The 13,092-nt window shown below is 55.2% G+C and carries 6 protein-coding genes and 8 pseudogenes; 5 read left to right on the top strand and 9 right to left on the bottom strand.

The genetic code is table 11. The features are described from left to right. Positions 1-17: 17 nt before the first annotated feature. The 4 genes and pseudogenes from dnaK to tal all read right to left on the bottom strand — a co-directional run bounded on the left by dnaK (position 18) and on the right by tal (position 5,119). On the bottom strand, positions 18-1,916 hold the full coding sequence (gene dnaK, locus ACTBDU_RS07350; RefSeq protein WP_438806024.1) for a molecular chaperone DnaK: 1,899 nt from the start codon (positions 1,914-1,916) through the stop codon (positions 18-20). Positions 1,917-2,223: 307 nt separating this feature from the next. Then, a pseudogene (locus ACTBDU_RS07345) lies at positions 2,224-3,317 on the bottom strand (MFS transporter). Positions 3,318-3,456: 139 nt separating this feature from the next. Continuing rightward, positions 3,457-4,047 (bottom strand): annotated as a pseudogene (gene mog / locus ACTBDU_RS07340) (molybdopterin adenylyltransferase). A gap of 118 nt (positions 4,048-4,165) precedes the next feature. Beyond that, entirely contained in the window at positions 4,166-5,119 is a 954-nt protein-coding gene (tal, locus tag ACTBDU_RS07335; RefSeq protein ID WP_438806052.1) for a transaldolase, read from the bottom strand. Positions 5,120-5,321: 202 nt separating this feature from the next. Between tal and ACTBDU_RS07330 the strand changes: the two are divergent. Continuing rightward, positions 5,322-6,769: pseudogene (locus tag ACTBDU_RS07330) on the top strand (alanine/glycine:cation symporter family protein). 55 nt (positions 6,770-6,824) lie between these two features. Further along, positions 6,825-7,605: pseudogene (gene yaaA, locus ACTBDU_RS07325) on the top strand (peroxide stress protein YaaA). 169 nt (positions 7,606-7,774) lie between these two features. Here the strand turns inward: yaaA and thrC are convergent. From thrC to ACTBDU_RS07300, 5 genes and pseudogenes are all read right to left on the bottom strand, one after another. Further along, a pseudogene (thrC, locus tag ACTBDU_RS07320) lies at positions 7,775-8,625 on the bottom strand (threonine synthase); the annotation flags it as partial. After that, a pseudogene (locus ACTBDU_RS07315) lies at positions 8,619-8,930 on the bottom strand (GHMP family kinase ATP-binding protein); the annotation flags it as partial. The pseudogenes thrC and ACTBDU_RS07315, both read right to left, overlap by 7 nt. A 1-nt stretch (position 8,931) precedes the next feature. Beyond that, positions 8,932-10,899: pseudogene (locus ACTBDU_RS07310) on the bottom strand (bifunctional aspartate kinase/homoserine dehydrogenase I); the annotation flags it as partial. A gap of 290 nt (positions 10,900-11,189) precedes the next feature. Next, positions 11,190-11,384 (bottom strand): hypothetical protein, encoded by a 195-nt coding sequence (locus ACTBDU_RS07305; protein ID WP_438806023.1) that lies wholly within the window; start codon positions 11,382-11,384, stop codon positions 11,190-11,192. Between the two features lie 43 nt (positions 11,385-11,427). Continuing rightward, positions 11,428-11,769: a helix-turn-helix domain-containing protein gene (locus ACTBDU_RS07300; protein WP_438806022.1), complete on the bottom strand. Its 342-nt coding sequence runs from the start codon at positions 11,767-11,769 to the stop codon at positions 11,428-11,430. A gap of 176 nt (positions 11,770-11,945) precedes the next feature. Between ACTBDU_RS07300 and ACTBDU_RS07295 the strand changes: the two genes are divergently transcribed. From ACTBDU_RS07295 to ACTBDU_RS07285, 3 genes and pseudogenes are all read left to right on the top strand, one after another. Next, a complete protein-coding gene (locus tag ACTBDU_RS07295) occupies positions 11,946-12,182 on the top strand; it encodes a helix-turn-helix domain-containing protein (protein ID WP_438806021.1) in 237 nt (78 codons plus the stop codon). Positions 12,183-12,256: 74 nt separating this feature from the next. Next, positions 12,257-12,592: a hypothetical protein gene (locus ACTBDU_RS07290; RefSeq protein WP_438806020.1), complete on the top strand. Its 336-nt coding sequence runs from the start codon at positions 12,257-12,259 to the stop codon at positions 12,590-12,592. A 42-nt stretch (positions 12,593-12,634) separates the two neighbouring features. After that, a pseudogene (locus tag ACTBDU_RS07285) lies at positions 12,635-13,092 on the top strand (transposase); the annotation flags it as partial.

The following is a 13,092-nucleotide window of genomic DNA, read 5'->3' as shown; positions in this document are numbered from 1 at the left end:
GTGCCCGTTCAGGGCGATTATTTTTTATCTTTAACTTCTTCAAACTCGGCGTCAACAACATCATCGTCCGCCTTGGCGCCGCCATCGCCGGCCGCCTGTGCCTGCTGCTGAGCTACTTCGAGCAGTTTGCCGGACACCTGAATAAGCGTCTGCATTTTTGCTTCGATATCGGCTTTATCCTCGCCTTTCAGGGCGGTATCCAGATTTTTCAGCGCGTCCTCAATGGCAGTCTTGTCATCAGCCGGCAGTTTGTCACCCGCGTCTTCCAACTGCTTACGGGTGCTGTGCAGCAAATGGTCGGCCTGGTTACGAGTCTGCACCAGCTCTTCAAACTTGCGGTCGGATTCGGCGTTCGCTTCCGCTTCCTGCACCATCTTCTGAATTTCCTCTTCGTTCAAACCGGAGGAGGCCTTGATGGTAATCTTCTGTTCGCGGCCGCTGTTCTTGTCCTTGGCGGAGACATGCAGAATGCCGTCGGCGTCGATATCGAACGTCACTTCAATCTGCGGCGTACCGCACATGGCAGGCGCAATGCCGTCCAGGTTGAACTGGCCCAGCGATTTATTATCGCCGGAGCGCTTACGTTCCCCCTGCAGCACATGGATAGTCACGGCGGACTGGTTGTCTTCCGCGGTGGAGAACACCTGGCTGTGCTTGGTCGGGATGGTGGTGTTCTTAGAAATCAGCGGTGTCATTACGCCACCCATGGTTTCGATACCCAGCGACAGCGGGGTAACGTCCAGCAGCAGCACGTCTTTCACGTCGCCGGCCAGTACACCGCCCTGAACCGCGGCGCCGATGGCCACCGCTTCGTCCGGGTTGACGTCTTTACGCGGCTCTTTGCCGAAGAAGTCGGTGACTTTCTTCTGCACCAGCGGCATACGGGTCTGCCCGCCGACCAGGATAACGTCTTTGATGTCGGAAACCGACAGGCCCGCATCCTTCAGCGCCACTTTCAGCGGCTCAAGCGTGCGATTGACCAGCTCTTCCACCAGTGACTCAAGTTTGGCGCGGGTCACTTTCAGGTTCATATGCTTAGGACCGGAGCCGTCGGCCGTGATGTACGGCAGGTTGACGTCGGTCTGCTGCGCGGAGGACAGCTCGATCTTGGCTTTTTCGGCCGCCTCTTTCAGGCGCTGCATCGCCAGCGGATCGTTGCGCAGATCGATACCCTGATCTTTCTTGAATTCGTCGACCAGATAGTTGATAAGACGGCTGTCGAAATCCTCGCCACCCAAATGGGTGTCGCCGTTGGTCGCCAGCACTTCAAAGGTTTTTTCACCATCGACACCATCGATTTCGATAATCGAGATATCGAAGGTCCCGCCGCCCAGGTCATAAACCGCGATGGTACGGTTGCTGGTTTCTTTGTCCAGGCCGTAGGCCAGCGCGGCCGCGGTCGGTTCGTTGATGATACGCTTGACGTCCAGACCGGCGATACGTCCGGCGTCTTTGGTCGCCTGGCGCTGCGTATCGTTAAAATAGGCCGGCACGGTGATAACCGCTTCGGTGACCGGTTCGCCCAGATAGTCTTCCGCAGTTTTTTTCATTTTCTTCAGAATTTCTGCGGAAATCTGCGGCGGCGCCATTTTCTGGCCTTTAACTTCCAGCCAAGCGTCGCCGTTGTCAGCCGCGACGATTTTGTACGGCATGATGCTGACATCGCGCTGTACTTCTTCATCCTGGTAACGACGGCCAATCAAACGCTTGATGGCGAACAACGTGTTCTGCGGATTAGTGACGGACTGACGTTTAGCCGGTTGGCCAACCAGAATTTCACCATCCTGCGTATAGGCAATGATGGAAGGGGTCGTACGATCGCCTTCGCTGTTTTCAAGTACGCGAGGTTTGCTGCCTTCGATAATTGCGATGCAGGAGTTGGTCGTACCCAAGTCGATACCAATGATTTTTCCCATCTAAACATCTCCACTAAAGTTTAATTTTATTGTGGTCGTAAACCTGATATGCGGCCGAAAATTATCTTTTCAAGTTTTCGCCGCCTGATAATTTCCCAGGTTTAACAACGTTGGATGCAAATAAGATGGGGTCATGCCGCCCTGCATCAAGGGGTAATGGCAAAAAAAAACGGCGACGGCACCCTATACGCCGGGCGTTTCGCCTCTGAACGCACGGCGAATTAGCTAATATATTTAATTATTTACAGTAAATTAATTACCCCTAATTTAACGCACCTAAGGTCAGGCGTGCCTGCCAAAGGAGGTTTTACAAGACCGCTTTAGCTCGATCGGTGCGCGGCAGCGCGCCTTTGACCTGTCCCGGCAGCGCAAATCCCAGCGCGCCGCCCATCAGCGCCAGCGCCAGCACGTACCAGGACGGCGCCATTGGCGTCACTTTCATCAATAAGGTCACCACCATGGGCGTCAGGCCGCCGAAAAGGGCGTAGGAAATATTGTAGGAAAAGGAAATACCGCTAAACCGCACCGGCGCCGGAAACGCGTGGACCATGACAAAAGGCACCCCGCCCATTATGCCGACGAAGAAACCGGCTATACCGTAGGTCAGGAACAGTTGCGCCGGATGGGTGACGTCGCCGTAATAAAAGATCCAACTGCCGACGCCCAATAGGGCGCAGCCGGCAACAAAGGTTTTTTGCGCCCCGAACCTGTCTATCACACGCCGGCGATGATGCGGCCGAACGCCAGGGCGATAATCGCCATGCAATTGGCCGGCAGCGCCACGGTGGCTGTGGCGCCCTGCTATTGTTACAGCCACAGCGGCGCTATCAGGATAACCACCACGATGCCGGCGGGGAGTAATTGGTTAATAACCGTGGCCACAAACGAGCCGAGCAGAATACCGACGGCCAGCCCGGCTGAAGAGCGCCGCAGGCAAAACCAATGCGCCGGGCGAGCACGTGTTCGGCGACAAAAAGACCCAGGCGCCGGGAACCTCGCCGCCTATGGCCGCGCCCTGCAGGATCCGCAACAACAATAGCAGCAGCGGCGCCGCGATACCCAGCGCGGCATAGGTCGGCAACAGACCAATCAGCAGCATCGGCAGCGCCATTAGCAGGATAGACAGGGTAAACATTTTCTTGCGCACCACCCTATCGCCGAAGTGCGCCATTACGATCCCCCCCCCCAGCGGCCGCGCCAGGTAGCCTGCGGCAAAAATACCGAAAGTTTGCATCTGGCGCAGCCATTCCGGCATGTCCGCCGAGAAAAACAGCTGCCCCTCACCCCGGCGAAAAACACAAAGATAATAAAGTCGTAAAACTTTAACACCCCACCCAGTGCCGCTAGCGTAAGCGTCTTATAATCCTGCCGATTCGACCGGCGGTGACGTTCGTCCTGCATAATCATCTGCGCTTGACAAGAGAAATGGCAACAATATATCACGCCTTGTAAACTTACACTTACTGGCTCGGTAAAAATGTCTACCGTTCAGGCAATAAGTCATGAACGCGGCGCCAGGTGCCCATTATCGCCGCGGCGCTCACTCGTCCACTGCCCTGCGCGCACTTTTCGGTCGAAACGCCACCACCACCGAAGGCTCGGTTTCCAAATAAGGGCCATCCAGCAGTTGGATACAATAGGGCGCGGTGGCGAAAATGCCCTGAACCTCAACCTCGCCGTGCGTATTTTTTACCCCTTCCAACGTCTCCTGTACCAATTTTGGCTGGCCCGGCAAATTAAGGATCAGGGACTGTTTACGGATAACGGCGGCCTGGCGTGATAAAATGGCCGTAGGAACAAAGTGCAGACTGATTTGCCGCATTTGCTCGCCAAACCCCGGCATTTCGCGATCGGCCACCGCCAGCGTAGCGTCGGGCGTGACATCGCGCGCCGCGCCGGCCCGGTGCCGCCGGTGGTCAGGACCAGGTGGCAACCGCTCTCATCCAGCAATTCGCGCAGCGTTTGCTTGATCAAAGGTTGCTCGTCCGGCACCAGCCGGGTTTTGAGGCAGAACGGGCTAATTAAGGGCGCGGTTCAGCCACGCTTCAAGCGCCGGCAACCTCTGATCGACATAGATACCGCGGGCGGCACGGTCTGAAATGGATACCAGCCCGATGCGACAAGTTTGCATAATAATGTTCTTCTTAACCACGATCGCGGGCGCCGGGCGGCGGCGCCATAAAAAAACGGCCCCGCCGGGCCGTAAAGGTTTTTTTTCGCTCCGCCGACGGAACAGCCGGCGGTCTACGTTACAGCAGTTCGCCCAGCATTTTCTCCAGTTTTTCCTGGTCAACAGCGAAATTACGGATACCCTGCGCCAGTTTATCCACCGCCATGGGATCCTGATGATGCTGCCAGAGAAAGGCCGCTTCAGTTAATTTCTCCGGTCGCGCCTTCACCGGCCCTGTATAAGAAAGTTTACGCTCAAGCTCCCCCTCGTTTTCCGCCAGCTCTTTCAGCAACGCCGGCGCGATAGTGAGCCGGTCGCAGCCGGCCAATGCCATAACCTCGCCGCTGTTGCGAAAGCTGGCGCCCATAACGACGGTGTCATACCCATGCTCTTTATAATAGCGATAGATGGCGGTAACCGATACCACGCCGGGATCCTCGTCCGGGGCAAAAGTCTGGCGTTCGCCGTTGGCCTTATGCCAGTCGAGAATACGCCCGACGAAGGGAGAAATCAGATACACGCCCGCCTCGGCGCAGGCGCGCGCCTGGGCAAAAGAAAACAGCAGCGTCAGATTACTGTTGATCCCTACTTTTTCCAGCTGTTTGGCGGCACGGATACCCTGCCAGGTAGAGGCCAGCTTGATTAAAATACGTTCGCTGCCAATACCGGCATCGTTATAGAGTTTGATAAGGCTCTTGGCCTTGGCAACGCTGGCCTCGGTATCGTAAGAAAGGCGAGCGTCCACTTCGGTCGAAACGCGGCCGGGCACCAGTTTCAGAATTTCCATGCCGATATTGACCGCCAGCCTGTCGGCGGCGTAGATCACCTGTGCCGCCTGATCGTTACTCTGTCCGCGCGCCCAGGCAATGGCGTCGTCGATATAGCCGCGGTATTCCGGGATTTGGGCGGCGTTGAGAATCAGCGACGGATTCGTGGTCGCGTCCTGGGGCTGGTAGCGCTTAATGGCGGTAATATCGCCGGTATCGGCCACGACGGTGGTCATTTTACGCAGGGAACTGAGTTTGTCTGTCATAATCATGTTCTCATGTTGTCGCGTGCTCTGAGGAATCGGACATACAGCGCTGAAATGATAGCACGGGCGGCAGCGGCGGAAAGCGGCCGGACGCGGACTTTTACCTGTCGCACCTATCGATGAAATCATCCGGAAAATAGGTAAAATGGGCGCCAGGCCCTACAACACCCAGCCAGGATGCTGGAGCAGGAAAAAAGGAACGATGGCTGAGCCATTGAATTTTATTAATAACCTGTTATGGGATTTACTGTTAATTTATCTGCTGTTGGGAACCAGCATCTGGTTTATGCTACGCACTGGCTTTATCCAGATACGCCATTTCTGCCATACCTTCACGATTCTCAAAGACTCAGGGACGCGCGGCGGCGGCGGTATTTCACCGTTTCAGGCCTTATGCACCTCCCTTGCCGCCCGTATCGGCTGCGGTAAGGTAACCTGATGGGCGTCGCCATCGCGCTGATCCTGGGCGGACAGGGCGCCATTTTCTGGATGTGGCTGGCGCCGTTGATTGGCATGGCGACCGCCTTTGCGGAAAGCACCCTGGCGCAGCTGTACAAAATACGCGACGGCCGCGGCAACGCCTGCGGCGGGCCGGCTTGGTATATGGCCACCGGACTCGGTTTGCGCTGGATGGGCACGTTATTTACCCTTTTTCTGTTGGCGGGCTATGACGGTTTTTTCAGCGCCGTTCAGGCCAACGCGATTATGCTGTCCGCGCAGCAGCTGTCTGGCATGGGCCGCTGGCCGATAACCCTGGCGCTGCTTATCCTGAGTGCCGCGGTCATTTTCGGCGGTCTTCGCGCCATCGCCCGTCTGACCCAGTGGCTGGTACCAACAATGGGTATTCTCTACTTATTGCTGGCGGCTTGGGTGGTCGTGCGTCACTGGCGCCAGCTCGCGACGGTCGCCGCCCTGACGTTTAATAGCGCCTTTGGCCGGGCGGAGGCCGCCTCGGGGCTGGCCGGCTATGGCCTGGCGCAGGCGATTTTTCAAGGGGTACAGCGCGGTCTGTTCTCAAACGAGGCGGGCACCGGCTCGGCGCCGAATATCGCCGCCGCCGCCCCCGCCTCGCAAGGCTATATTCAGATGTTGTGGCGGTGTTTATCGATACCCTGGTAATCTGCAGCGCCACGGCCGCAATCATCCTCACCTCCGGCACACTGGAGCATGCTTATGCCAATCTCCACGGCATCGCGCTGATTAATCAAGCGCTGCCCACGGTTACCGGTCATTGGAGCATGCAGCTACTCATGGTTTTGGTGTTTGTGTTCTCCTTCGCCGCCATCATTGGTAATTACGCTTATGCGGAAAACAGCCTGCGTTTTTTCGTGCCGCAGCCGATGAATCTGAAATGGCTGCTGCGTCTGCTGACCCTGACCATGGTACTTGTCGGTGGTCTGACGACTGGCGGACCTGGCGATGGGCCTGATGACGATAACCAACTTAATCGCCCTTTTATTGCTGTCGCCGGTCGTGTTGATGCTGGCCAATGATTACAATAGCCAGCGCGCCATCGGGAAACTACCGACATTTTATGCGGTAAACTTCCCGGCTATCGCACCGCAGTTGGCGCCGGATCTGTGGGGACGGCCGACTCCGTCACACCAGGAAAGCAGGCGGACGGCAGCGCCCAAACCCCTTGATTGTTAACGCGCCGCCGCGACATAACCGGCGCCCGTTTTTTTCGCGACAACAGGAATTTGCAATGCTTCTCGTTATTTCTCCGGCGAAAACGCTGGATTTTCAGAGTCCGCTGGCAACCCGGCGCTACACGCAGCCCGAATTACTGCCTCAGTCGGCGGCGCTTATCGATCTGTGCCGGCAGCTGACGCCGGCGCGTATCGGCGCCCTGATGGGGATTAGCGATAAATTGGCCGATCTGAACGCCGCACGCTTTCAGGCCTTGCAGACGCCGTTCACTTCCGGCAACGCGCGACAGGCGATATTAGACTTCAAGGGGGATGTTTATACCGGGCTGGCGGCAGAAACCTTCAGCGAAGCGCAATTCGATTTTGCCCAACGGCACCTACGGATGTTGTCCGGGCTGTACGGCGTACTGCGTCTGCTGGATTTGATGCAGCCTTACAGGCTGGAGATGGGGATCTGTATGGCCAATCCGGCCGGGGCCTCTTTGTATCACAATTGGGGCACTACGCTTACCGACAAACTCAACCAGGCGCTGGCGGAACAGGGCGACGCTCTGGTGATTAATCTGGCTTTGGAGGAGTATTTCCGCGCGGTGCAGCCGGCGCGGATTAACGGGCGGGTCATCAAACCGGTGTTTCTGGATGAAAAAAAACGGCCAGTACAAGGTGATCAGTTTCAACGCCAAAAAAGCCCGCGGCATGATAAGCCGCTTTATCATTACCGAAGCGTTGACACAGCCAGAGCAGCTGAAGGCCTTTGATGCGGGCGGTTATCGATTCGACGCCGCGGCCTCCAGCGACAATGAATGGGTATTCAAACGACCGCAACAGGACGGTTAACACCGCAGCCAAAGACCGCCGGTGGCGCGCTCATGCGCCGCCGCGACGCCGGTTGACGCTAGCGTTACCCGACATGCCACCCGCGAGCCAGGAACACAGCCTGGCGCCGGCGGACATATCGACCAAAGCGACTGCGCCGCGCGAAGATGAAACCCGCGGCGACATGTCGCTAGGACGCCAGCCCCAGCTTCAGCGTGCGCAGGGCGCTGAAGAAGGACGCAGGCATGCGCTCCGACAGCAACGGCAACGTCGCACGCACCGGCAGCGCTAGCGACAACGGCAGACTCTGGCCGGGGATTGTATCTACCGACTCCTTGAACTTGGCCGGATGGGCGGTGCCGAGGAATAATCTGTACTCCCCCGGCTGTAAACTGTCGCGCAACAGGCGGTAGGCGATGGCGGCATGCGGCTCGGAAATATAGCCCAATCCCGCCAGCTCGCGCATCGTCTCGGCGGTGGTAGTATCGTCGACGCAGCCGTAATCGAGCGTGGTCAGTTGCCAGTTTTTGCGCCGGAACAATTCTTCCACCCGCGGCCAATTATTGGGCTGGCTGACGTCCGTCGCGTAAAAACTGCGGTACGGTATTGTTGGCGTTGGTGGCGGCGATAAAACGCTTCACCGGCAGCACCAGGGTTTTTGCCAGCAGACCGGCGGTAAGATCGCCGAAATTGCCGCTCGATACCGACACTACCAGTTGATTACACGCTTACTGCGGCAGTTGCGCCACCGCTTCAAAGTAATAGCAAATCTGCGCCAGCAGACGGCTGATATTGATAAAGTTGGCGGAGTTCAGCCCTAGCATCTGTTTCAATTCTTCATCATCGAAATCGAACGCCTGTTTCACCAGCGCCTGGCAGGCGTCGAAATCGCCCTGTACCACCACGGTGTGAATATTGCCGCCCAGCGTACATAAAGAGTTTTTCCTGCAGCGGGCTGATCTTGCCTTCGGGGTAAAGGATCACGACCCGCACATTCTCCAGGCCGTAGAACGCATGCGCCACCGCAGCACCGGTATCACCGAACAGGCGCTGGAACCGGAGACCGGAGCCGATGAACATGTTTTTTTCCAGCCGCATGGCAACCGCCACCGTTTCCCCCGCCGCCTCGCAAAAACGCTGCAAGCATTGATAAACGATACTCTGCTCCGGCTCTGCCGGCAGTTTGTCGACAAAGCGCCCGACGCTTTGCAGGCTGCAGCTGTCGCGCGGGATACGCTGACGCAATCCCCCAGTAGCGTCCCGTCCACCGGCGACACCGCCGCACCCAGCGCCTCGAATCCCACGCTGACGTTGCCGATTGAGGCCGGCGCATACACTTTAACCATGTTAAACTCCCAACTTCCATGACAGCGTGCGTAAATAGATCGGCGAATACGCCGGCGGCGGTGACATCATTGCCAGCGCCATAGCCGCGCAGCACCAGCGGTAACGGTTGATAATAGCGGGTTGAGAACGCCAGCGCGTTTCCCCCGTCTTTCACTTTGAACAGCGGATCGTTGCTGCCCACCGCCTCGATATTGACTTTACAGCGCCCTTCGTCAATGCTGCTGCCCACATAGCGTAGCACCTGCCCTTCCGCGCGGCCCTTCACCACTCTGGCGGCAAACTTAGCGTCCAAGGTCGGCAGTCGGGCAAGAAAAGCGTCCACATCGCCGCCGGCGTCAAAACTTGCTGGCAGCACCGGCTAGACGTCGATATCCATTAACTCCAGGGTATACTTCGCTTCGCGCGCCGGAATCAGCAGCTTGCGCGCCACATCCATACCGGAAAGATCATCACGGGGGGTCAGGCTCGGTGTAACCGTTGCCGCGTGCCAGCAGCGGCGTCGCCGACAGCGACATCCTCTAGTCCAACTTGCCGAAAATAAAGGACAGCGAGCCGGAAAGAATACCGGAAAATTGTGTCAGCTTATCGCCGGCATTCAATAAATTTTGTAAATTTTCGATAACTGGCAGACCGGCGCCAACGTTGGTATCATAAAGGAACTTACGGCGCGAGACTGCGGCGGTGGCGCGCATCTGATGGTAGTAATCCATTGAGGCGGTATTGGCTTTCTTGTTAGGCGTCACCACGTGGAAGCCGTCCGCCAGAAAAGCCGCATATTGATTGGCTACCGCCTCGCTGCTGGTACAGTCGACGATGACCGGGTTGAGCAGATGGTACTCTTTTACCAGCCGGATCAACCGCACCAGATAGAACGGCTCGCGCGCTTCGGCCAGCGCCGCCTGCCAGTTCGCCAGATCGATACCGTGCACATTGGTCAGTAGCGCGCGCGAGTTGGCGATACCGCACACCCGCAAATCGATATGTTTGCCTTTTAGCCACGCATGCAGGCGGCGGATCTGCTCGATCAACGCGCCGCCGACGCCACCCGCGCCGATAACGAACACCTCGATAACCTGATCGGTATTAAACAGCATCTGATGCGCCACCGCACGCCGGTGGTGGTGCTGTCATTGTCTACCACCACCGAAATGAAACGCTCGGACGATCCCTGAGCGATAGCGATAATATTGATATTGGCGCGAGCCAGCGCCGCAAACAGCTTGGCGGACAGGCCGCGCTGCGTGCGCATGCCATCGCCCACCACCGAGATGATCGCCAGGCGGGAGATAACATCCAGCGGCTCCAGCAGCCCATCTTTGAGCTCCAGGTAAAATTCCTCTTCCAGCGCCCAGCGGGCGCGCGACATAGCGGCAAAAACCCGTGCCGCCATACCGATCATCCCTTTCATCCCGGGACCAGAAACGTTGGTTATCGCCATATTTTTCAGATGGGTGATACCTTTGACCGGATTGCCTTCCTCGCCGCTGGTCGGCCCGATCAGGGTACCGAGCGCCTAAAAATTGGTAGTATTTTTGATAAGGCAGGGAATTTGGAACTATGCAATGGGAACGATAGTGCGGGGATAAAAAACCTTGGCGCCGAAATAAGACAGCGCCAGCGCCTCTTGATAGGAAAGCTGACTCAATAAACGCGCATCCGGCACCTGATGAGGATCGCAGGTATACACGCCGTCCACGTCGGTCCAGATTTCACAACAATCGGCGCGCAAACAGGCCGCCAGCACCTCCACGGAGTAATCGGATCCATTGCGACCCAGCACTACCAGCTCGCCGCGCTCGTTACCGGCGGTGAAGCCCGCCATCAGGATGATGTGATCGGCGGGGATCGCGGCATCATTGATGCGCCGGGTAGATTCCGCGATATCCACCGTCGACTCCAGTTCTCCTTCTGCGCCAGCAGTTTTGCCACCGGGTTGATGACCGTCACGCCGAAGCCGCGCGCGCGCAATTGTGGGGTGGCAATCATTTCTGGACTCTTAAGTTAAACGATGGGTTAGCTGTAAGCCCTTTAATGGCGCGGCTTACAGAGATTTTACAGATTCTGGACTCGTCGCAAAAAAATGGGCAAAAAATGGTTTTTTTGCACTAAATTCTGGACTCGAATGATTGTGGTTTAAGCAGATTTAAAGGTAGTTTAAACGCCTTTTAGGCACCCATTAAATATATGTGAATTAAGTTAAAAACTATTAGTAAATCATAAAAATAATGAAATGAGATAGATAATGGCCTAATCTTTATTTAGGCCGCGCCACTTTTCTTACAGTTTAAGCTTGCCACATCTGCTACTGCACACTCTTCAGATACCGCCCCCTTTTTAGCTTCGTGTAGGGCTATCAGACGTTTTTTTTCTTCTTTTGGAAGTTGGAGTAACAGGCAATCTAAGTCATCTTTACGTCCTGATAACGCCAATACACCCTTTGCCTCTTCTTGCAAAAGCAGGTTTATTAATACCTCTAAATCTTTTTTATTCAGCGACTTATAAATCATATGCCAAGTAGCTTCTAAAGGATCCCTCCATTAAGCTTTCCTCGTTAACCGACTGAATCTCGCTAGTTGAGGCCACTTCGTTTTGAGTGCATGATGAACCAAATGCAAGCCAGTCCAGGCTGACGTGTTCCTTATATGCAATGCCCTGCACCACTGTAAAAGATGGTTCTGTACCTCTAGTTAAATAGTTGTGCAATGTTGAGAAGGATAACCCCCATTCACTTGCAGCAGCTCTGGCGCTTCTATTGCCCATAAGTTGTTTAAGGCGTCCGACAAAATTTTCTTTTCCGTCCATATCAAAAGCAAAATTACTTGTTTTCTTCTTCCTCATTTTCTTTTCTCTATAACTTATTGATTATAGTTAATAAAATACAAAAATATCTCTCATATGGGGCGATCAGAAAAGAAAATTCATTATTTGCTTTACTTGTCTTAAGTTTGAGATGTCATTGCTGTATGGGTAAGCCCCATGACTTACCCGCATGGTTAACTTTTTAAAGTAATTGAATGATAGATAGAAATGAAGTGAATCATCGTGACTGGCACCGGATTGATATCCTGGCCTCCCTGCACAAGAAGGGGATCACCATGCAAGATCTCTCCCGCGGCGCAGGGCTGGCGTCCAGCACGTTAAAAAACGCGCTGTATCGTCCCTATCCAAAAGGTGAACGCATTATCACTAATGCACTCAATGTGGATCCGGCCAGCATTTGGCCGAGTCGTTATATGAGCAAGGTGTCGTAATTATGTTTGTTACGGTGAGTGAGTGAGTCGGTTTACCCGGATTGCCTGGCATCTTGCAGGGACTTCGCTGGTCATTGAATAAGCGGACTGCAAATTCACCCGATTTAGTCCGTAAGCGTTCAGGCACCAAGGCTTTCGAGTACCACATCGATTGTTTGCCGGAACAAACACGCGAGATCATCAAACAACGGCACTATAAATCCCTGATTGCGCAATCCCCGGCCCAGCCGGTTGATGAGTCGGTCAAGCGCAGTACCGCCATCAAGTTGCGCGATGAGATGGCGATCATGCGTCAATGTCGGGCCCTGCTCGAGCGCAAGGTGCAGGCTCTGAACGATCAGCAGAAGCAGATTGCCGATGCGCGCATGATGCTGGCACAGTGTAGGGGCACACTGAATTTGGCCACCTGAACAGAGGTGATATGCTCACCTCAGAACAACACGGGTGCACCAATGAAAAGAAGAAATTTTAGTCCTGAATTCAAACGCGAATCCGCTCAACTGATTGTCGACCAAAATTACACCGCCGCGCAAGCAGCAAAAGCCATGGACGTCGGTTTTTCTACGATGACAAAATGGGTAAAACAACTGCGTGATGAGCGACAGGGGAAAACGCTAAAAGCCTCTCCCATAACCCCGGAACAAATCGAAATACGTGAGCTCAAGAAGAAGGTACAACGCATTGAAATGGAAAACGAAATATTAAAAAAGGCTACAGCGCTCTTGATGTCAGACTCCCTGAACAGTTCTTGTTAATCGGGAAACTCAGAGCGCATTATCCTGCGGCCACACTCTGCCACGTGTTCAGGGTTCATCGCAGCAGTTACAAATACTGGAAAAGTCGTCCTGACAGGCCAGACGGCAGGCGAACGGTATTGCGCAGTCAGGTTCATGAACTGCACAGTATCAGC

The sequence above is a fragment of the Sodalis sp. (in: enterobacteria) genome (assembly GCF_051710625.1).
Lineage (GTDB): Bacteria > Pseudomonadota > Gammaproteobacteria > Enterobacterales > Enterobacteriaceae > JBPESN01.
The sequence above is the reverse complement of the archived record's forward strand: the minus strand, read 5'-3'. Positions and strand labels throughout refer to the sequence as shown.